The organism is Erwinia aphidicola (assembly GCF_014773485.1).
GTDB lineage: Bacteria > Pseudomonadota > Gammaproteobacteria > Enterobacterales > Enterobacteriaceae > Erwinia > Erwinia aphidicola.
The window spans coordinates 63,063-83,816 of record NZ_JACXBP010000001.1; the positions used below are offsets into that span (position 1 = coordinate 63,063).

20 protein-coding genes and 3 pseudogenes are annotated in these 20,754 nt (G+C 54.8%); 11 read left to right on the forward strand and 12 right to left on the reverse strand.

Translation table 11 applies throughout. From position 1 onward, the window contains the following. The first annotated feature begins 66 nt into the window (after positions 1-66). A complete protein-coding gene (gene rlmC, locus ID864_RS00295; RefSeq protein ID WP_191149240.1) occupies positions 67-1,194 on the forward strand; it encodes a 23S rRNA (uracil(747)-C(5))-methyltransferase RlmC in 1,128 nt (375 codons plus the stop codon). Between the two features lie 108 nt (positions 1,195-1,302). Here the strand turns inward: rlmC and ID864_RS00300 are convergent, their stop codons facing one another. The 6 genes from ID864_RS00300 to ID864_RS00325 form a co-directional block, all read right to left on the reverse strand. Further along, on the reverse strand, positions 1,303-2,034 hold the full coding sequence (locus tag ID864_RS00300; RefSeq protein ID WP_099754072.1) for an arginine ABC transporter substrate-binding protein: 732 nt from the start codon (positions 2,032-2,034) through the stop codon (positions 1,303-1,305). Between the two features lie 134 nt (positions 2,035-2,168). After that, on the reverse strand, positions 2,169-2,837 hold the full coding sequence (artM, locus tag ID864_RS00305) for an arginine ABC transporter permease ArtM (RefSeq protein WP_048916565.1): 669 nt from the start codon (positions 2,835-2,837) through the stop codon (positions 2,169-2,171). Next, entirely contained in the window at positions 2,837-3,553 is a 717-nt protein-coding gene (gene artQ, locus ID864_RS00310; protein WP_062818333.1) for an arginine ABC transporter permease ArtQ, read from the reverse strand. The genes artM and artQ overlap by 1 nt, the downstream gene beginning before the upstream one ends. A gap of 3 nt (positions 3,554-3,556) precedes the next feature. Continuing rightward, positions 3,557-4,288, reverse strand: coding sequence for an arginine ABC transporter substrate-binding protein (gene artJ, locus ID864_RS00315; RefSeq protein WP_048916563.1), 732 nt, complete (start codon positions 4,286-4,288; stop codon positions 3,557-3,559). 15 nt (positions 4,289-4,303) lie between these two features. Next, a complete protein-coding gene (gene artP / locus ID864_RS00320) occupies positions 4,304-5,032 on the reverse strand; it encodes an arginine ABC transporter ATP-binding protein ArtP (protein ID WP_099754071.1) in 729 nt (242 codons plus the stop codon). Positions 5,033-5,245: 213 nt separating this feature from the next. Further along, a complete protein-coding gene (locus ID864_RS00325) occupies positions 5,246-5,776 on the reverse strand; it encodes a lipoprotein (protein ID WP_048916561.1) in 531 nt (176 codons plus the stop codon). A 98-nt stretch (positions 5,777-5,874) separates the two neighbouring features. Between ID864_RS00325 and ID864_RS00330 the strand changes: the two genes are divergently transcribed. Both ID864_RS00330 and ID864_RS00335 read left to right on the forward strand, forming a co-directional pair. Next, positions 5,875-6,198, forward strand: coding sequence for a heavy metal-binding domain-containing protein (locus tag ID864_RS00330; RefSeq protein ID WP_048916560.1), 324 nt, complete (start codon positions 5,875-5,877; stop codon positions 6,196-6,198). Continuing rightward, on the forward strand, positions 6,198-7,040 hold the full coding sequence (locus ID864_RS00335; protein ID WP_048916559.1) for an N-acetylmuramoyl-L-alanine amidase: 843 nt from the start codon (positions 6,198-6,200) through the stop codon (positions 7,038-7,040). Before ID864_RS00330 ends, ID864_RS00335 begins: the two co-directional genes overlap by 1 nt. A 6-nt stretch (positions 7,041-7,046) precedes the next feature. Here ID864_RS00335 and ltaE read toward each other — a convergent pair whose 3' ends face one another. The 4 genes and pseudogenes from ltaE to ID864_RS00355 form a co-directional block, all read right to left on the reverse strand. Next, complete coding sequence (gene ltaE, locus ID864_RS00340; RefSeq protein ID WP_191149241.1) at positions 7,047-8,051, reverse strand: low-specificity L-threonine aldolase; 1,005 nt, start codon at positions 8,049-8,051, stop codon at positions 7,047-7,049. 59 nt (positions 8,052-8,110) lie between these two features. Continuing rightward, positions 8,111-9,832, reverse strand: coding sequence for a ubiquinone-dependent pyruvate dehydrogenase (gene poxB / locus ID864_RS00345; RefSeq protein ID WP_048916557.1), 1,722 nt, complete (start codon positions 9,830-9,832; stop codon positions 8,111-8,113). Between the two features lie 324 nt (positions 9,833-10,156). Continuing rightward, positions 10,157-10,752, reverse strand: a pseudogene (locus ID864_RS00350) (MFS transporter); the annotation flags it as partial. A gap of 7 nt (positions 10,753-10,759) precedes the next feature. Beyond that, positions 10,760-11,138 (reverse strand): annotated as a pseudogene (locus ID864_RS00355) (GNAT family N-acetyltransferase). A 233-nt stretch (positions 11,139-11,371) separates the two neighbouring features. Here ID864_RS00355 and ID864_RS00360 point away from each other — a divergent pair. Both ID864_RS00360 and ID864_RS00365 read left to right on the forward strand, forming a co-directional pair. Further along, positions 11,372-11,641 carry a hypothetical protein gene (locus ID864_RS00360; protein ID WP_191149242.1) on the forward strand — a complete coding sequence of 90 codons (270 nt, stop codon included), beginning with the start codon at positions 11,372-11,374 and terminating at the stop codon, positions 11,639-11,641. A gap of 8 nt (positions 11,642-11,649) precedes the next feature. Next, complete coding sequence (locus ID864_RS00365) at positions 11,650-11,973, forward strand: hypothetical protein (RefSeq protein WP_191149243.1); 324 nt, start codon at positions 11,650-11,652, stop codon at positions 11,971-11,973. A gap of 155 nt (positions 11,974-12,128) precedes the next feature. On the opposite strand, the gene ID864_RS00370 is transcribed toward ID864_RS00365, so the two are convergent. Further along, entirely contained in the window at positions 12,129-12,575 is a 447-nt protein-coding gene (locus ID864_RS00370) for a GNAT family N-acetyltransferase (RefSeq protein WP_191149244.1), read from the reverse strand. 151 nt (positions 12,576-12,726) lie between these two features. Between ID864_RS00370 and ID864_RS23865 the strand changes: the two are divergent. The 4 genes and pseudogenes from ID864_RS23865 to ID864_RS00385 form a co-directional block, all read left to right on the forward strand. Then, positions 12,727-12,894, forward strand: a pseudogene (locus ID864_RS23865) (integrase); the annotation flags it as partial. A gap of 237 nt (positions 12,895-13,131) precedes the next feature. Further along, complete coding sequence (locus ID864_RS00375) at positions 13,132-14,004, forward strand: arginase family protein (RefSeq protein WP_191149245.1); 873 nt, start codon at positions 13,132-13,134, stop codon at positions 14,002-14,004. A gap of 627 nt (positions 14,005-14,631) precedes the next feature. Beyond that, positions 14,632-15,525 (forward strand): LysR family transcriptional regulator, encoded by an 894-nt coding sequence (locus ID864_RS00380; RefSeq protein WP_191149246.1) that lies wholly within the window; start codon positions 14,632-14,634, stop codon positions 15,523-15,525. Between the two features lie 264 nt (positions 15,526-15,789). Next, positions 15,790-17,448, forward strand: a complete 1,659-nt coding sequence (locus ID864_RS00385) for an ATP-dependent nuclease (protein ID WP_191149247.1) — start codon at positions 15,790-15,792, stop codon at positions 17,446-17,448. A gap of 123 nt (positions 17,449-17,571) precedes the next feature. Here the strand turns inward: ID864_RS00385 and cspD are convergent, their stop codons facing one another. Next, positions 17,572-17,799: a cold shock-like protein CspD gene (gene cspD / locus ID864_RS00390; protein WP_048916555.1), complete on the reverse strand. Its 228-nt coding sequence runs from the start codon at positions 17,797-17,799 to the stop codon at positions 17,572-17,574. 322 nt (positions 17,800-18,121) lie between these two features. Between cspD and clpS the strand changes: the two genes are divergently transcribed. Next, positions 18,122-18,442 (forward strand): ATP-dependent Clp protease adapter ClpS, encoded by a 321-nt coding sequence (clpS, locus tag ID864_RS00395; protein ID WP_048916554.1) that lies wholly within the window; start codon positions 18,122-18,124, stop codon positions 18,440-18,442. Positions 18,443-18,470: 28 nt separating this feature from the next. Continuing rightward, positions 18,471-20,747, forward strand: coding sequence for an ATP-dependent Clp protease ATP-binding subunit ClpA (gene clpA / locus ID864_RS00400; protein WP_048916553.1), 2,277 nt, complete (start codon positions 18,471-18,473; stop codon positions 20,745-20,747). Positions 20,748-20,754 lie beyond the last annotated feature (7 nt).

Below are 20,754 nucleotides of genomic sequence, written 5' to 3' on the forward strand. Positions count from 1 at the left end.
TGCAACCTCACCTATTTTGGGTATATACTTATCGGCTGCATTTCGCTTCCCTGATTAGGCTTTATCATGCATTGCGCGCTTTATGACGCGGGCCGCTGCCGCTCCTGCCAGTGGCTTGAGACCCCGTACCCCCAGCAACTCTCGCAAAAACAGTCGCACCTGCAGCAGCTGCTGGGCGCGTTTCCGGTCGGCCAATGGCTGCCGCCGGTGGTGTCTGCACAGCAGAAATTTCGTAATAAAGCCAAGATGGTGGTCAGCGGCAGCGTTGAGCGCCCTCTGCTGGGGATGCTGCATCGTGACGGCACACCGGTGGATCTGTGCGACTGCCCGCTCTATCCCGACAGCTTCGCGGCCGTCTTTGCCGAGCTGCGCCCGTTTATTGCCCGCGCCGGACTGACGCCCTATAACGTGGCGCGCCGCCGCGGTGAGCTGAAATATATTCTGCTGACGGAAAGTCAGCACAGCGGCGAGCTGATGCTGCGCTTTGTACTGCGCTCCACGACCAAGCTGGCAAAGCTGCGCGCGGCGCTGCCGCAGCTCCAGCAGGCGCTACCGCAGCTGGTGGCGATCTCAGCCAATATCCAGCCGGTGCCGATGGCGATTATGGAAGGGGAGGAGGAGATCCCGCTGACGGACAATCAGCAGCTGGCCGAACGCTTCAACGATGTGCCGCTCTCCATGCTGCCGAAAAGTTTCTTCCAGACCAACCCGCGCGTGGCCGCTGAGCTGTATGCGACGGCGCGCGAATGGGTACGCGATCTCAAGGTTAAAGCGATGTGGGATCTGTTCTGCGGCGTCGGCGGCTTTGGTCTGCACTGCGCCACGCCGGAGATGGCGCTGACGGGTATTGAGATTAGCAAAGAAGCGATAGCCTGCGCGCAGCAGTCCGCCCGGCAGATGGGATTAACTCAGGTGAGCTTTGCCGCGCTGGACTCCACCGCCTTTGCTACCGGCGAGGGCAGCGTGCCGGAACTGGTACTGGTCAACCCGCCGCGCCGGGGGATCGGCGCCGCGCTGTGCGACTATCTGGAGCAGATGGCACCGCCGTGGGTGCTCTATTCAAGCTGTAATGCCGTGACGATGGCGGCCGATATCGGGCGTCTGCCCGCTTATCGTGTGGTCAGGGTGCAGCTGTTTGATATGTTCCCGCACACCGCACATTACGAAGTGCTAACGCTGTTGCAGCGGGTTTAATGCGGTAAAAAGGGTCGACCGAAAAAAGGTCGACCCTGGACGTGACAGGATGGCATCTAAACGAAGGGGCGAGGCATGCTTCGCCCGCCGGTCGTTCACCCGGATGAGTTATTCCGGGAACCACTGCTTATTAAGTTTCGCGATTGTGCCATTCGCCTTCAGCACTTCGATCGCCGCATTGAGCTTTGCCAGCAGCGCATCGTTGTCTTTACGCACCGCGATACCAAGACCGGTGCCGAAATAGCTGCTGTCGGTAATATGCTCGCCGACCGGGGCCAGATTCGGGTTGGTTTTCAGCCATGCACCCACCACTGCGCTATCGCCTAGAATTCCATCGAGACGATTATTTTTCAGGTCGAGAATCGCGTTCTGGTAGCTGTCGTAGGAGACAGAGGTGACATCCGGGTATTTGTCCTGCAAATATTTCTGATGCGTAGTGCCATTCTCAATACCAATGCGCTTACCGTTAAACTGCGCCAGGCTGGTGAACTTGCCTTTAGGGGCGATCACAATGGCGGAGTTGGCATAGTACGGTTGGGTAAAGCTCACCTGCTTGCTGCGCTCCTCGGTAATATCCATACCGGAAATCACCGCATCATAGCGGCGGAACTTCAGTGCGGGCACCAGGCTGTCAAACGGGTTGTTGGTGAAGCTGCACTCGGCTTTCATCTCGGCACACAGCGCTTTTGCCAGGTCGATATCAAATCCCACGATCTGGTTGTCGCTATTGAGAGATTCAAATGGCGGGTAGGTTGCCGAAGAGGCAAAGCGGATCTTTTCTGCAGCCTGGGTTCCAAAGGCTACGCCGGCAAGCAGGGCTGCCAGAACGAGTTTTTTCATCTGTAAATTCCTTGCGATCTCAAAGTCCAACTCAGTATCAGCCCACCAGCAGGCGAGTCATTGAGTGATTAAGCTGCGGTGAAGGCGTTTTATTCGCCGATGCCAGCCGGAAAAAACCGTGCTGGCCGTCGGCATTAGTTTCGGTGCTCAAAACGCAATGCCCGGCGCTCAATCAGCCGCATCAGCAGCGTCAGCAGGCCGTTAACACACAGGTAAACCACGCCGGCAGCGGCAAACACCGTGACGTCATAGGTGCGCCCATACAGCAGCTGGCCGTGCCCCATCACTTCCATCAGCGTGATGGTGTAGGCCAGTGACGTGCTTTTAAATACCAGCACCACCTCATTGGAATAGGAGGAGAGGGCGCGTTTAAAGGCATAAGGCAGCAGAATGCGCAGCGTATCCTGGCGGTTCATCCCCAGCGCCGCGCAGGAGTGCCACTGTCCGGCAGGGATAGCCTTCACCGCGCCGTGAAACAGCAGGGTGGTATAGGCAGCACTGTTGAGCGACAGCGCCAGCAGCGCGCACAGCCACGGCTGGGAAAGCAGGTTCCATAGCCAGCCAATATTCTGGATGGCGGGGAACTGGCCCGGCCCGTAGTAAATCAGGAAGATCTGCACCAGCAGCGGGGTGCCGGTAAACAGCGTGATATAGCCGCGGGTAATCAGGCTGAGCACCGGCACCTTTAGCGCGAGGATCACGGTAAACGCCAGCGCCAGAACCAGCGCGAGGAGCAGTGAAGCCACAGTCAGCGTCAGGCTGGTGTGCAGCCCCTTTAACAGTTCGGGAAAATAGCTCAGCATCAGGAGTCTCCGCGCTCAAAACGGGTGGTGCGCAGTTCAATGCGTTTGAGCACCTGCTGGCTGAACAGGGTGATCAGCAGATAGATCGCCGCCGCAATCAGATACCAGGTGAAGGGCTCTTGGGTGCGGGTGGCAATACTTTTGGTCTGCAGCATGATGTCGTTGACGCTGATCAGCGAGACCAGCGCGGTATCTTTTAGCAGCACCAGCCACTGATTGCCCAGCCCCGGCAGCGCATGACGCCACATCTGCGGCATCACCAGACGGAAGAAGATCGCTGAGGTTTTCATCCCCAGCGCCTGACCGGACTCCCACTGACCAACCGGCACCGCTTGCAGCGCGCCGCGCAGGGTTTGTGATGCGTAGGAGGAGTAGAGCACGGCCAGGGCAATCACCCCGCAGAGGAACGGGCTGACGTCGAAGTTTTCAATGTTGACCTGCACCGGGATCTGGGTAAATCCGAGGTTAATGTTGAATCCGTCAGACAGCGTCAGCAGCAGCTGCGACGCGCCGAAGTAGACAAACAGCACCACGAGGATTTCCGGCAGGCCGCGAAACAGCGTCACCAGCCCGGTGCCGAGCCACGCCAGCGGGCGCCAGCGTGCCGATTCCCAGACGGCAAACACCATCGCCAGCACCAGGCCGGCGACCAGGGAACAGAGGGCCAGGCCGACGGTCATCCCGGCGGCGCTGACAAGAGGATAAAGTTCGTTCATTAATTACTGCTGAAACCACTTGCTGTAGATAGTTTTGTAGGTGCCGTCGGCTTTCACCTTGTCCAGCGCGGCGTTGAACTTGCCCTGCAGTTCGCTGTTACCCTGGCGAACGGCAATGCCGAGGCCGGTGCCAAAGTAGGCTTTATCCGTCACTTTCTCGCCGATTGGGGCCAGCGTGGTGTTCTGCTTCAGCCATTCGTTCACCACCGCGGTGTCACCGAAGACAGCATCAATACGGCCATTTTTCAGGTCAAGAATAGCGTTCTGGTAGCTGTCGTAAGGGACAACGTTGACACCTGGCAGCTTCTCACCGAGATATTTTTGGTGCGTGGTGCCGTTCTGTACGCCAACGCGTTTGCCCTTCAGCGCCGCCACGTCAGCCACTTTGCCTTTCTGGGTGATAAACAGGGCAGAGTTGTCGTAATAAGCTTTAGTGAACAGCACCTGCTTTTCACGCTCAGGAGTAATATCCATACCGGCCATCACCGCGTCGAAGCGGCGGAACTTCAGGCTGGGGATCAGGCTGTCGAAGGCCTGGTTAGTAAAGGTGCAAGTCGCGCCCATTTCGCGGCACAGCGCGTTCGCCAGATCGACGTCGAAGCCCTGAATTTTGTTATCGGAGTCAACAAACTCAAACGGAGGGTAAGACGCTTCAGTGGCAAAACGAATGGTCTGAGCAGCGCTGGCGCTCAGGCTGAAACCGGCTAACAGTGCGGCAATTACAACTTTTTTCATCATTATTTCCTGCAGTTAGTGCGAAAGATAATTGGCAAACGCGTCGGTTTGCGGCTGTGTAAAGCGGCTGGCATCACCCTGTTCGACGATATAACCGTTTTCCATATACACCACGCGGCTGGCCGTTTTACGCGCCACTTCCACTTCGTGGGTCACGATCACTTGAGTGATGTTGGTCTGCGCCAGCTCGCGGATAATGCTGACGACCTGGGCGGTGATCTCCGGATCCAGTGCGGCGGTGGGTTCGTCAAACAGCAGCACGGCTGGCTCCATCATCAGCGCACGGGCGATCGCCACGCGCTGCTGCTGTCCACCGGAAAGGTGCAGCGGGAAACGGTCGGCAAAGTCTTTCAGACGCAGGCGATCGAGCAATTTCGCCGCCCGCTGATGGGCCAGCTCTTTGCTTAAACCGAGCACGCGGCACGGCGCTTCGATCAGGTTCTGGGTGACGGTCAGATGCGGCCAGAGATTATACTGCTGGAACACCATGCCAACGTTCTGGCGCAGTTCGCGGATGGCGCTGTCGGACGGGGGCTTGCTGAAATCAAAGCGGCTACCGGCGATGTCGAGCGTACCGGAACGCGGCATCTCCAGCAGGTTTAAGACACGCAGGAGTGAGCTTTTCCCGGCACCGCTAGGCCCCAGCAGAACCAACGTCTCGCCCTGTGGGCACGTCAGCTGAATGTCAAATAGCGCCTGGTAGGCACCGTAGTAGCAGTTTATACCGTTTAGTTGAATACTCATGCGCAAAAACTGAATAGTAATTAGTGCCGCGAATCTTAACGTTGACAGCATAGTTATGCAATCATCGTGCGTTAAAATTTATTTTTGCGGGCAGGGTGGTTAAAGAGTAGCACAACATCGCGTGATGTTACGGCTTTCACCGCAATGCGCCACTGCGGTTATGCAAATGTGTGCGCGAGATCGTGCCGCCGGTTGGCGGCACGCATAATTTGCCTATTTTAGCAGCAGCTGGCTGAGCGAACCGCCAGCCAGATGCGGGGCTGCCCCAAGGTAGCGCACATCATCGACCGTCCAGCAGGTGCCTTCACGGACCATTAGCACCTCATCCTGCCATTCGCTGCTGCCACGCGATAAGTTGACGCGCAGCGGAATATTGCGCGCATCGGTGTTGGGGATGGTCGAGGCATCCGCCACGCTGGCCGCGGTTGCGCCGTCACGCTGGCTGGAGAACAGATCGCCGCTCAGCAGGCGCGCCTTCTGCGGTTCGCTGCGCTCTTTCAGCAAAGTCTGGTAGAGCTTATCGCTGAGATACGGCCGATATTTCGCCAGCTGTTGCGCATCGGGCACACCCTGACTGGGCTGTTGCAGGCGCATGTCGTAGAATTGCTGCGCCACGCTATCGGGGCCGCCGTCGACGCACGGCCCGATGCGGGTGCCGATATCCTTGTAGGCGGGCTCCACGCTGGTACAGGCGCTGAGTAACAGGGCCAGTGGAGCAATTGCAGCAAGTGCTTGGTATTTCATCCTGATTTCCTTATTGTTCTGCAAGAAAGGGTTTTTACCACTGAGTATAGCCGCTCTGCTTAACTGTACGGGCGCTGAGATCTATCAAGGAGAGAGTTATGCAATTTTCAACGACCCCAACGCTGGAAGGCCAGCCGATCACGGGTTACTGCGGTGTTGTGACGGGCGAGGCGATCCTCGGGGCGAATATCTTCCGCGATTTCTTCGCCGGCATTCGCGATATCGTCGGCGGTCGCTCCGGCGCCTATGAGAAAGAGCTGCGAAAAGCGCGACAGATAGCGTTTAAGGAGCTGGAAGAACAGGCGAAAGCGCTGGGCGCTGATGCCGTGGTCGGCATTGATATTGATTATGAAACCGTGGGCAAAGACAGCAGCATGCTGATGGTCAGCGTAACGGGTACCGCGGTCAAACTGAGCCGTTGATGAGCCCGATGTCGATTATACGCCCGCTGCTGGTGCTGCTGGCAGTGTGGCTCTACACCTCGATTACCCCGCAGGGACTGCATCCGCAGCAGGGTTACACGGTTGATACTCGCCAGGAGGCTTACGGCGCCCGCCCGCGCATTAAAGTGCTGGTGATCCACTATACCGCCGGGGATTTCTCTAACTCCCTCACTACGCTGACCGAGCGAGCCGTCAGCGCTCACTATCTGCTGCCCGCTACGCCGCCAAAATATGACGGTCAGCCGCTGGTGTGGCGCTTAGTGCCGGAGTCGATGCTCGCCTGGCATGCCGGGATCAGCTACTGGCGCGGCGCCACGCGGCTGAATGATACCTCGATAGGCATTGAGCTGGAGAACCCCGGCTGGCAGCGCACCGCCAATGGCATCAGCTGGACGCCGTTCCCCGCCGGGCAGATGGCGGCGCTGCTGCCGCTGGCGCGTGACATCATCAAACGCTACGGTATTCGTGCGCAGGACGTGGTGGCGCACAGTGATATTGCGCCGCTGCGCAAGCAGGATCCCGGCCCGCTGTTTCCCTGGCAGTGGTTTGCTCAGCAGGGCGTGGGGGCGTGGCCAGATGCCGCGCGCGTGACCTATTTCCTTGCCGGAAGGGCGCCGGGGCAGCGGGTAGATAAAGCGAAGCTGCTGGGTCTGCTGGCCAGCTATGGCTACGAGGTGACTAAAGAGATGGCGCCGTACCAGCAGCAGGCGCTGATTGCGGCGTTTCAGATGCACTTCCGTCCGGCGGATTATCGCGGCGTGGCCGATGCGGAAACCGAGGCCATCGCCGCTGCGCTGGTGGAAAAATATGGGACAGAGTAAGCGAGGTTAGTGTGCGGCGAGGAATGCCTGCCACTCGCTGACCAGCGTCTGCAGGGCGGCGCGATCAACGTCGAGGTGCGTCACGAGGCGCGTGACCGCGCCGGCGCTCACCAGGATACCGCGTGCTTTCATCCACGGTCCCAGCTGCGCGACCTGCGCCTGCGGCAGGCGCAGGAACACCATGTTGGTATCCTGACGCGTGACCTCGACGCCAATTTCACGCAGCGCCCCGGCAAGCCAGGCGGCGTTGTCGTGATCCTCTTTTAAGCGCTCAACATGATGCTCCAGCGCGTACAGCCCGGCCGCTGCCAGAATTCCCGCCTGGCGCATGCCGCCGCCGGTCATTTTACGCCAGCGGCGCGCGCGCGCGATAAACTCATGACTCCCGCACAGCATTGCACCCACGGGGCAGCCCAGCCCTTTTGACAGGCAGAGGGTCAGCGTGTCGCAGTAGCGGGCGAGGGCCTCCAGCGGCACATCCAGCGCCACGGCGGCGTTAAAAATACGTGCGCCGTCAACATGCAGCGCCAGTTTATGTTCGCGGGTAAAATCCCATGCCTGCTGCAGATAGGCGAGCGGCAGCACTTTACCGTTGTGAGTGTTTTCCAGACTGAGCAGGCGGGTGATGGCGAAGTGCACATCATCAGGTTTGATAAACTGCGCCACGACATCCAGCGGCAGCGTACCGTCAGCCGCCGCCAGAATCGGCTGTGGCTGGATGCTGCCCAAAACCGCTGCACCGCCCGCTTCGTATTTATAGTTGTGTGCCAGCTGGCCGACAATATACTCTTCGCCACGCTGGCAGTGGCACAGCAGCGCCACGAGATTGGCCTGTGTTGCGCTGGGGAGAAGCAGGGCGGCAGGCTTACCGCTCAGGCGTGCCACTTCAGCTTCCAGCTTATTGACGGTGGGATCATCGCCGTACACATCATCCCCGGTTTCAGCTGCCATCATGGCGGCCAGCATCGCCTGAGTGGGGCGGGTTACGGTATCACTACGTAAGTCGATCACGCTTGCTCTCCTGAAGTAAAAACGGACGCCGCAGCGTCCGTGAAAAGGCTTTAACTCTTTTACCGCAGCCAGTTGGTTTTTGCCAGATCAACCACCTCGTCGCCGCGACCGTTAATGATGGCGCGCAGCATATACAGGCTGAAGCCTTTGGCCTGCTCAAACTCAATCTGCGGCGGCATCGCCAGCTCCTCTTTGGCGGTCACCACATCAATCAGCGCCGGGCCATCGTGCGCCAGCGCCTGCTGGATCGCCTCATCCAGCTGCGAGGCCTGCTCAACGCGGATGCCTTTTACCCCGCAGGCATTGGCGATAGCGGCAAAGTTAGGATTCTCCAGTTCGGTACCGTCGGTGAGATAGCCGCCGGTTTTCATCTCCATCGCCACGAAGCCAAGCACGCTGTTGTTAAACACCACGATTTTGACCGGCAGTTTGAGCTGCGCCAATGAGAGAAAGTCGCCCATCAGCATACTAAAACCGCCATCGCCGCACATGGCAATCACCTGGCGCTGCTTATCAATGGCCTGTGCGCCAATCGCCTGCGGCATCGCGTTGGCCATTGAACCGTGGCTGAAGGAGCCGAGCAGGCGACGCTTACCGTTCATTTTCAGATAGCGCGCCGCCCAGACGGTTGGCGTGCCGACATCGCAGGTGAAAATGGCATCTTCACTGGCGTGCAGGCTGAGCTGCTGCGCCAGATACTGCGGATGGATCGGCTGCTTGTCATTGGCGGTAGCGAGGTCGTCCAGCTCTTTACGCGCTTTGGCATAGTGCTCCAGCGCCTTGTCCAGGAATCTGCGCTCTGACTTCACGCTCAGCTGCGGCAGCAGCGCGCTGAGGGTGGCTTTGATATCGCCGACCAGCGCCATCTCCACGTGGCAGTGGCTGCCGATACTGCCCGGATTGATATCGATCTGAATAATCCTGGCTTTCGGCGGATAGAAGGCGCGATACGGGAACTGGCTGCCCAGCACCAGCAGCGTGTCGGCATTCATCATGGCATGATAGCCGGAGGAGAAGCCGATCAGTCCCGTCATGCCGACATCGTAGGGATTGTCGTACTCGATATGCTCTTTACCGCGCAGGGCGTGAACCACCGGCGCTTTCAGCGTCTCCGCCAGCTTCACCACTTCGGCATGTGCGCCGGCGCAGCCGCTGCCGCACAGCAGTGTGATATCACCCGCCTGATTCAGCGCCTCCGCCAGCTTTGCCAGCTCGGCGGGGACCGGTTGCACCTGCGGCAGCTGCGGCGGATACCACTCGGATGATGCGCCTTCCGGGGCGGCACTCAGGGCGATGTCGCCGGGCAGCACCACCACTGAGACACCACGATTGAGAATCGCTTTGCGCATCGCAATCGCCAGCACCTGCGGCAGCTGCTCCGGGTTTGAGACCAGCTCACAGTAGTGGCTGCATTCGCGGAACAGCTCCTGCGGATGCGTTTCCTGAAAATAGTTGCTGCCAATTTCGGCAGAAGGAATATGGGCGGCAATCGCCAGCACCGGAACATGGTTGCGGTGGCAGTCGTACAGGCCGTTGATCAGATGCAGGTTGCCCGGCCCGCAGGAACCCGCGCACACCGCCAGCTCCCCGCTAAGATGCGCCTCTGCACCCGCGGCGAAGGCGGCCACCTCCTCATGACGGGTCGGCATCCACTGGATAGTGCCCATTTTATTCAGGCTGTCACTCAGGCCGTTTAACGAGTCGCCGGTGACGCCCCAGATACGTTTTACGCCCGCGCTCTCAAGGGTTTTAGCCAGCAGTGCGGCAATAGTTTGCTTCATTAAATTCTCCCAGGTCAGAAATCCATTCGAATTGGCGAACAGTGCAAAGCATAGACGACTCTGCCAGACGGGGAGGATGATGTGATGCGTTAGCTCACTTGACCACCAGCAAGCCTGCTACCATCCATACATCTGAATGCCGTTATCAGTGAGTTATGTGTAAAACTCAATTATTAATGAGTATTTACTTGCTATCTTTTTCTGTTTAATAGTTCTCGTAGGCTAAATCCAGTTAGCAAGTTATAGAGCCAATCCGATGAGAAGCATCTTCAAATAGATGAATGATCTGTCACCGTCTGTTTTGTACCAGGAGCGGTTGTTGTGCTAATCATTAACAAAGTGGTCGGGCTGGCGAATACGTTTAGCCAGTTTCTTTTGTAGTGCCATGACCATCAAGGGAAACCCAGTCGCAGCTAATGCACAGAGTGCAAGTAATCGGTCTAAGTTCTGTGCTGTTATGCTGTAGTCAGGCAGTAATAAAGACGACAAAAAGAATGCAAGAGTTGTTATCAGAGACATTATCGCAGTCTGTAACGAAGAAAAACTGGCGCGTTGTTGATCAGCTGGATACTGGATCGTAACCGAAGATGATGAAACCAGCCGACTATACGAAGCCCCCAGAAATAAAGTAATAACGCGCTGTGCAAGCCCATAGCAGGGATCAGTAAACTGACTACAAAAAGTAGTGTTGAGACTGTAGCCAGCTTCAGAGCGGAAAAGCGCGATGTCAGAACACCTGTTAATTTTGTGGAGAGATAACCTGCAATCCCTCCGCTTAAGAACAACAATGGCAGCTGGTCTTTTTGTGCACCCAAATGATGGGTCATCAATGGGATCAAAATGGGAATGATCAGCATTGGACTAAACTGTACCAGCGCGTTACTAGAGGCGAAAAGCAGGGTTTGAGCATCAATAGATAGCTTGTTCTTATGTCCTGCCAATATATGGGCCGAAATTCTCAATAAGGATATAACCATTTTCCTCGTAGAAATTTACAGCCCGATAGTTAATGTGTCGGGTTTTCAGCCTAAGTTCTGTATATCCCATCTCTTTGGCAGATTTTTCAAAAAAAGTGAGTAAGACACCGCCAACCCCTGACACACTTCGGTCTGAAAACATTCTTTTAAGCTCAGCTATATTTTGCGTTAATGGCCGCATAGCACCCGACAGCTTTGCCATTATCATCAGTAATAGCGGCAAGTTCTGCTGACAGCATTTCGATTAAGCGATGGGATTCTGAAGAAAATGGATCTGATTTCTTTACTGTTATCATGGTTATACCCTGCAGGATAAGTGTGATAAACATAATGCATCCTGCTAAGGAAAGCATCAGCCGAAATGGGGGGATGGGACATTAAGCTAACCGATCTGAACTGATGGATGTGATGAGGTTGGGGAAGAATTTGTCATAAATTATTGACGCCCAAGGTGCCGATGATATAGTAACCACATCATGGGTAGTTAAGTCATGCATGATTAGCATAATCAGTAACCCACTCACTATTTAATTTTCTTCAAACGAGTCAAAAGAGGTTCCCCGTGGCCACTATCTCCCAGAAAAACGCACGCGACTTACTCGGATCCCCTGAGAACTTCAAAGGCGGCGTGTTTGTGACCCGTAACGGTACTGCTGAGTTGTTCATCCAAACTGCGGCAGAAAGGGAAGCAGATCTCGCGGAGCGTGAAGCCGATAAACAAATCAACGCCATGCTCAAGCTCGTCGGTCTGTCGAAGCAGGATTTTGCGCAGAACGAAAGCGTGACCCCTGAAGAGTTACTTGCAGAACGTCGTCAAGTACGTAATTCATAGGGTTTGTGATGAAGGTACTGATTTCTAAAACAGGGCAGATTACCCTCCGGCTGGTTGAGCAGTATAAGGCTGTTTATCATGGATTGTCGGCCGCACAAGAGTTTGCTGATGATCTGTTGATGCGCGCAGCTACCGCAATAGGTGAGAGGCCGGGTATACATCATAAAAACATTGAGGCACTTGAGAAGGGCGTTGAGCTATACGAATGGCTTGATCTCGATAACCAATATCGTGTTCTATACACCATCGAGAGTGACATTGCCCACGTGCATATATTCTGCAGTACGAGGGAAGATTTTAACCGACTGCTCTATCTGGTGATGATGTCTTGACTCAAGGTCAGGGTCTTAGATTGCGCTTAAGGTCGTTCTACTCATCACCGCTGGCTTTTAAAGTTGTCAATAATGAAAGTCTGCTTTGTGCCAGAAGTGGACGTTGGTCACATCATTATCCATCAATCAATTGACACAGTGTCAGAGGATTAACATTAAATATCGGTAAGATATAGACGGTGGGTAACTTTATCGACATTTCTTAGCGGAATAAAGCCAGCACGTTCATAGAAGGTGAATGCTGATTGAGGCGCGTTAGTGTTGATAAAATCAAACCAGCGGCCAGAACCCTCCAGTATTGCCCTGAGCAAAGTAATGCCAACCTTGCTTCTTCTCCATTCGGTTCCTACATAGAGATGACGGAGTCGTCCACCCCGAACTGAAGGCATGTATGGTTCTTGGTTTAATCCACACACGCCAATGAGTAATCCGTCGCCATAAAAACCTAACAGATTCTCACCTGGCTTATCAAAGCGGTTTTGACCGTTCAGCCAGTTTTCTTCGAGTCTGTGTAGCATGTTAAATCCAGCAGCCATGCTCTCCATTTTTAACCCCAAAAAACCTTTGTTCTCCGGGGTAATGTTCGCGATGATATTAGTCATGAGCAGTCCCAATGTATTTACTAGTGCAAGTATCTCGCATAACCCGACCATTCGCTTTCAGAATTTCTTTGCAATATGCGAAGTCAATGTCCGCTTCTCGCTCATTAGGGACAATCATACTTAAATCTCCCACATTGCAGGAGGTTTTAGCATGAACACGTCACTGTGGAACAAAGACCGTATCATCGGACAAAAAAGACCGCTTCAGATATCTCACATCTGGGGGATTCGAATCAGACTTGAACTGGAAGGCAAAGCGCGCGATCTAGCCCTGTTCAACATGGCTTTAGACTGTAAACTTCGGGGCTGTGATTTGGTTAACTGCTTTCCCCTGCATAAGTCTGACAGTCACTCTTCACCGATAATGTCTGGGGTCATTGTTCACTTTGGTGGATGGTGATGTCATATAACGCATCTTGTTCTTCATGAGCATCTGACTATTCTGAGCGGAACGAAATACGTTTCATTGGTTCGGCAAGAGGACATCATCGGTTTGACGCTCTCCTGCGCAGCTCGCTGTCCATTCCGTAACTCATCAGACTATCAAGGAGTAATCATGAGTAAGACAGAGAATAAAGGCCTACGACTTATATTTCCGCTCTGGACGGGGGGAAATCTGCCCGAGTATCATTTTGGCGCAGAGATGCTTGCCTGGCTCGCCCCGGAAACGGTCATGCCAACCGAAAAGGTTGCCGTTACCACTCCCGACACCAAGACAGAGAACGAAAAGGGGATCCGGGGGCGTCATCATCTGATGAGCGATTTGGATAACGCGTCGGCACTTATCCGTAAACATAACCCCGACCGTATCGCAGTACTCGGAGGTGACTGTCTGATTGATCTCGAGCCATTTGCCTGGCTCAGCAAACGCTGGGGTGAAGGACTTGGCATTCTGTGGGTTGATACGCATCCTGATGTAATGACGCCTGCTCAATATGAAAATGCACATGCGTACGTTCTGGGGGCGCTCATGGGCAATGGCGATCCAGAATTAACCGCTCGAGTGTCTCACCCTGTTAGTGCCAGCCGGGTGATGATTGCCGGCATTCACAGCCCATCAGATTACGAGGCTGACTTCATCAAAAATAACGGTATTCAGACCTGCAGTCCGGATGAAATACGCACAGGCAGCAGTAAAATCACTGACTGGATACGTAAGGAGAACATTACACATCTTGCTATTCACTTTGATCTGGACGTGCTGGATGCCAATCAGTTTCGTGCCGTGATGTTTGCGCGCCCGGACGACGAGCCGGGAAAATGGGATGGCACAGCTAAAGGAAGATTGACCCTGAAAGAGGCTGCTGACGTTATCAGACAGGCTGAAAAGGCAGCTGACGTTGTTGGCCTTGGTATTGCTGAACACCTCCCCTGGGATGCCCTGAATCTGAAAAAAATGCTGTCCGACCTGCCTCTCTTCAGAAGATAAAAAAAGGTCTGACGGTAATTAGCGTCAGACCTGGTTTAAACAGCGTAGTCCGGACGCTGCGCTTACCGCGAAATATCCCTAACGCCGCGCGTTTTTGACTACCTGAGACTGCCACATATGCAGAATGAACACGCTGAATGCCATAAGGGTAGCTATGTGCTGGCTACGTCAGGCAGTAAGCCGACAGGCAAAAACTCTGTAGTAACGGATGCGAAGGATCCCAGGGCAAGTGAAATCACTGCCAGCCATACCCCTCCTTTTTTATCCGATGTTTCAACGGAGTTGTGGTGATGCGAACGCATTTTCCTGTTTCCCCTTATTCTTTCTTGTGTCTGAAGCGATGCAGACATCTGTTTTTTTCATCCCGCCATACACTCGTATATACGAGGTTCCTGTGCTGAACAGACAAGCATTACGGAAACGGTATGCAACGGATTATCAGGACCAGCGAATAAACGCCCCGGCAAGTAGCTAAATTCGATGTGCTAAATACCGGAACGGTGCAAAGCACAGGTAAACCCCACCTCTACAATAAGGCCTGTAATGCAGGGAAAAAGGGGGTAATACTGTCATCTCTGTCCATATGTATGGATAATGATTTTTTTCGGACTGAATGGAGATGAAGGGATGAATCAATTACTGGCTATGCGCGCCTATGTGCGGGTTGTGGAAGCATCCTCCTTCATCAGGGCATCCGATCAGCTCGGACTGCCCCGATCGACTGTCAGCAAGTTGATTACTGACCTGGAAAAACATCTCGGCATAAAGCTTATACATCGTACAACCCGCTCCGTTGCCGTGACGCCTGAAGGACTTGAGTATTACCATCAGGCCGTTCGCCTGGTAAGCGGAGTGGATGCTGCTGACAACGCCGTCAGAAGTAAAAAAAATAAGCCGCGTGGAAATCTTCGTATTGATGCGCCGGTTTCCCTCGCGCACAGCCTTCTGATCCCCGCACTACCGGAGTTTCATGAGGAATATCCGGATGTGACTGTATCCCTGGGGGTGAGTGACAAGACGGTGAGCATCGTCGGAGACGGCGTCGACTGTGCCATCCGCGGTGGAAAACTGCAGGATATGTCCATGATAGCGCGTAAGATTTTTGAACTGGACTATGTCACCTGTGCATCACCGTCCTACCTCGAAAAATACGGCACCCCAGCCTCACCTGATGACCTGAAGAAGGGCCATAAAATAGTCGGCTACTTCTTTGCTTCCACAGGTCGGATGGAGCCCCTTATTTTTACGAAAGGGGATAAGTCAGTTGAGATCCATGAGAGCCACTTTTCAGTTAACGAGGGGGATGGTCTTGCACAAATGATGGTGGCCGGGCTTGGCATCGGTCAGCATCTCCGCCGCTTTATGCAGCAGGATATTGATGCCGGACGACTCGTGCCCCTGCTCACGGACTGGGGGCATCCAAAACTTCCTTTTCACGTGATTTATCCGCCGAACCCGCATCAGAGCGCCAGACTTAGGGCCTTTATAAACTGGCTGTCGGCAAAGTTCCGGCTTACATAACGCCTGTCAGCTCATCGTATTGTCCATAAAATTGGATAGTGTTGCCATGGTTACCCTCTTTTTCTTCTCTCAGCGACAGCTATCGAAGTTTTGGCGTTAAGCTTAGATCATTAAGCAGGTACTGCATCAATGCCGGTCTATAAGACTTGCTATATGTCTGCTTATCGCTCATGGCAGACCTGGACCTAATGACTTGCAAAGCACGAAACTAACTAACACTTCTCACCACTCAGATCCTGATTAGAAACAACAGGAAAGCGCCCTATGATACTGCAACTGATTGAGATTAGCGGTTTTCGCGGTTTGAACCAGCTCTCACTACCGCTGGAGCAGGATAACGTGCTGATCGGGGAGAATGCCTGGGGGAAATCGAGCCTGCTGGATGCGCTGACCCTGCTGCTGGCACCCGGGGAACTCTACCAGTTTAGCCCCGCCGACTTTCACTGTTCGCCCTATGGCGCAGCAGCGCGGGCGCAGCAGATTGAGGTGCGCTTTACTTTTGCTGAGTATGAGGCCGGGCAGCATCAGGCGGCGCGCTATCAGCCGCTTAACGGGCTGTGGCAGCCCGCGCAGGGCGAGTTAAAACGGCTCTGTTACCGGGTTTGCGGCGAGCTGCAGCCAGAGAAGGCGGTGGTCACGCGCCATGAATTTGTTGATGCGAACGGCGCGGTGATCCCGGGGGATCAGACGGCGCGGGTGCAGACGCTAACGCGGCTCCATCCGGTTTTGCGCCTGCGCGATGCGCGCTTTAACCGGCGGCTGCATCTGGAAGCGGACGCCTCTGGCGACCCGCCGTCATTTAACCAGCTGGCCAGCCAGATTGAGACGCTGACGCGGGATTTACAGTCGCGGCCACAGAATCTCACCGATGGCGCACTGCGTCAGGGGCTGAGCACCATGCAGCAGCTGTTAGAGCACTACTTCTCGGTTCAGCTGCCGGCGGCCTCTTCCCAGAGCGGACGTGCTGCTCATCAGCAGGCATCGCGGCGTGGCTGGCGCTATCTCGACAACATTAATCAGCTGATTGCGGATGCCGACAGCCGCAGCCGTCGCCTGATCCTGCTGCGGATGTTTGCCCTGCTGGTACAGGCGCGCGGCGCGCATCATCTTGACCCGCAGGCCAGGCCACTGCTGCTGATTGAGGATCCGGAAACGCGCCTGCACCCGATTATGCTGGCGGTGGCCTGGGGACTGTTATCGCTGCTGCCGCTGCAAAAAATGGCCACCACCAACTCTGGCGAACTGCTCTCAATGGTACCAGTCGAGCAGGTGTGCCGCCTGGTGCGCGAGCCGCAGCGGGTCAAAGCCTGGCGTGTGGGGCCGCAGGGCATGAGTGCGGAAGAGAGCCGCCGCATTGCGTTCCACATCCGCTTTAACCGCCCCTCGGCGCTGTTTGCCCGCTGCTGGCTGCTGGTCGAAGGTGAGACGGAGGTGTGGGTAATGAACGAGCTGGCGCGCCAGTGCGGCTATCACTTTGCCGCGGAAGGGGTGAAAGTGATTGAGTTCGCGCAATCCGGGCTGCGCCCGCTGCTGAAATTTGCCCGCCGCATGGGCATCGAGTGGCATGTACTGACCGACGGCGATGAAGCGGGCAGGAAGTATTCTGCTACCGCCCGCAGCCAGCTGGAAGGGGACAGCCAGGCAGAACAGCAGCACCTGACGCAGTTACCCGCACTGGATATGGAGCATTTCCTGTACAGGCAGGGATTCGCAGAGGTATATCATCGGACGGCACGGTTGCCGCCCAATGCGCCAATGAACCTGCGGCGCGTCATCGCCAAAGCGATTCAGCACTCTTCTAAACCGGATTTAGCCATCGCGGTGGCGATGGATGCGGCACAGCGTGGTACGGAGTCCATTCCTCTGCTGTTACGCAACATGTTCGCCCAGGTACAGTGGCTGGCACGCGGCAAAGCGGATTAACGCGGTGGGCTTGAAAACGGCTTAACACAACCCATATCAGTTGAACGTCAGCGAGAAACAGAAAAATGCCAGCATCAGTGGCTGGCATTTTACCGTAGGGTTGTACAGAATGATTGTGAAGGGTCAGGCGCTAATTGCCATGGCCTCTTCCACAGGGACGATGAGGCTCGCATGATTGCCTTTTGGCCCTTCATGCACATCGAACTGGACTTGTTGCCCGGCTTTTAGCGTTCTGTATCCGTCCATCTTAATGGTCGAGTAGTGGGCGAAGATATCTTCGCCACCGCCCACAGGACAGATGAAACCGAAGCCTTTGGCGTTATTGAACCATTTAACAGTACCCGTCTCCATGCTTCTACATCCCTCGCAAGACATTCTAATTGAGTGGAGGTGTTCAGGTTTGTTGACCTGACGGCTGATTAAAAGATATTCAGCCTGTTGCTGTACTGTAGAGAAATGGTATCAAGGGTCAAGCAAACGGACGGTTATCGCAGGGACAAAATCATCAAAATTTGAAGCAGTTAACGCTATTGCAAATTTTGTGATGAAGGTCGCGAAAGACCAGTTCTGTAGACAATTTCCACCGCGCCGCTCAACATTTTCTTCATGTTATTCCTAACCTGAATGATGTTAGTCTGGCGTAATCAGGTAACGTTGATCACACTGGATATGTATGGGAAAGACTAACGACTGGCTTAACTTTGAACAGCTTGCTGATAACAAAGTGCGTGAAGAGCTCAAGCCACCATCGATGTATAAAGTTATTCTGAACAATGACGATTATACGCCTATGGAATTTGTTATTGACGTGCTGCAAAAGTTCTTTTCTTATGATGTTGAACGTGCAACGCAACTGATGCTTACGGTTCACTACCAGGGAAAGGCGATTTGTGGTGTTTTCACTGCCGAAGTGGCAGAGACCAAAGTCGCTCACGTGAACAAATATGCCAGGGAAAATGAGCATCCGTTGCTTTGTACGCTGGAAAAAGCCTGAATAAGGCGATCTATTGGGGGAGGTGCCTATGCTCAATCAAGAACTGGAACTCAGTTTAAATATGGCTTTCGCCAGAGCGCGTGAGCACCGACATGAGTTTATGACCGTCGAGCATTTGTTACTGGCTCTGCTCAGTAACCCGTCGGCCAGAGAGGCACTGGAAGCCTGTACGGTGGATATCGTGGCATTACGCCAGGAGCTTGAAGCCTTCATTGAACAAACCACCCCGGTCCTGCCGGTTAGTGAAGAAGAGCGCGACACACAGCCGACGCTCAGTTTCCAGCGCGTACTGCAGCGTGCAGTATTCCATGTCCAGTCTTCCGGCCGCAGTGAAGTGGCTGGGGCAAACGTCCTCGTGGCTATTTTTAGCGAGCAGGAATCACAGGCAGCTTATCTGCTGCGCAAGCATGAAGTCAGCCGCCTTGATGTGGTGAACTTTATCTCTCACGGCACGCGCAAAGATGAGCCAGGCCCGGCATCTGGCGCGGAAAATCCGGTTAACGAAGAGCAAGCAGGCGGGGAGGATCGTATGGAAAACTTCACCACCAACCTTAACCAGCTTGCCCGTGTTGGCGGTATCGATCCGCTGATCGGCCGCGATAAAGAGCTGGAGCGTGCTGTCCAGGTGCTGTGCCGTCGCCGCAAGAATAACCCGCTGCTGGTGGGGGAATCGGGCGTCGGTAAAACCGCGATTGCTGAGGGGCTGGCCTGGCGTATTGTGCAGGGCGACGTGCCGGAAGTGATGAAAGAGTGCACCATCTACTCGCTGGATATTGGCTCACTGCTGGCTGGTACTAAATATCGGGGTGACTTCGAGAAGCGTTTTAAAGCGCTGTTGAAGCAGCTCGAACAGGATAACAACAGCATTCTGTTTATCGATGAGATCCATACCATCATCGGTGCAGGTGCGGCCTCCGGTGGCCAGGTCGATGCGGCTAATCTGATCAAACCGCTGCTCTCGAGCGGCAAGATCCGCGTGATGGGTTCGACCACCTATCAGGAATTCAGCAATATCTTCGAAAAAGATCGTGCGCTGGCACGCCGCTTCCAGAAGATCGATATTACTGAACCATCAATTGATGAAACGGTGCAGATCCTTACCGGTTTGAAGCCGAAGTACGAAGCGCACCACGACGTGCGTTATACCGCGAAAGCGGTGCGTGCAGCGGTGGAGCTGGCGGTGAAATATATCAACGATCGTCATCTGCCGGACAAGGCGATCGACGTCATTGATGAAGCGGGTGCGCGTGCGCGCCTGATGCCAGTCAGCAAACGCAAGAAAACGGTGAATGTGTCTGACATCGAAACGGTGGTAGCGCGTATTGCGCGTATTCCGGAGAAGAGCGTATCGGCTTCCGATCGCGACTCCCTGAAAACCCTGGGCGATCGCCTGAAAATGCTGGTGTTCGGCCAGGACAATGCCATTGAAGTGCTGACTGAAGCCATCAAGATGAGCCGTGCAGGGCTGGGCCAGGATCGTAAACCGGTCGGTTCCTTCCTGTTTGCTGGCCCTACCGGCGTCGGTAAAACCGAGGTGACCGTTCAGCTGGCGAAAGCGCTGGGCATTGAGCTGCTGCGTTTTGATATGTCCGAATATATGGAGCGCCACACCGTCAGTCGCCTGATTGGTGCGCCTCCGGGCTATGTTGGTTTTGACCAGGGCGGCCTGTTAACCGATGCGGTAATTAAACATCCGCACGCGGTGGTGCTGCTGGACGAAATCGAGAAGGCTCACCCTGACGTATTCAACCTGCTGCTGCAGGTGATGGATAACGGGATGCTGACCGATAACAACGGCCGCAAAGCGGACTTCCGCAATGTGGTGGTGGTGATGACTACCAACGCCGGGGTAAGGGAAACGGAACGTAAATCTATCGGCCTGATCCAGCAGGACAACAGCACCGATGCGATGGAAGAGATCAAAAAGATCTTTACCCCAGAGTTCCGTAACCGTCTGGATAATATTATCTGGTTCAAGCATCTCGACCAGGCCGTTATTCATCAGGTGGTCGACAAGTTTATTGTCGAACTGCAGGCTCAGCTGGATGCCAAAGGCGTCTCGCTGGAAGTCAGTGATGATGCGCGTGACTGGCTGGCAGAGAAAGGTTACGACAAAGCGATGGGTGCGCGTCCGATGGCGCGTACCGTGCAGGAGAGCCTGAAGAAACCGCTGGCTAATGAACTGCTGTTTGGTTCGCTGGTTGACGGCGGCTCGGTGTCGGTGGCGCTGGATAAAGACAACAACCAGCTGACCTATCACTTCCTCAGTGCCGAGAAGCGTAAAGCGGAAGGTACCGTTCACTAACCGCTAA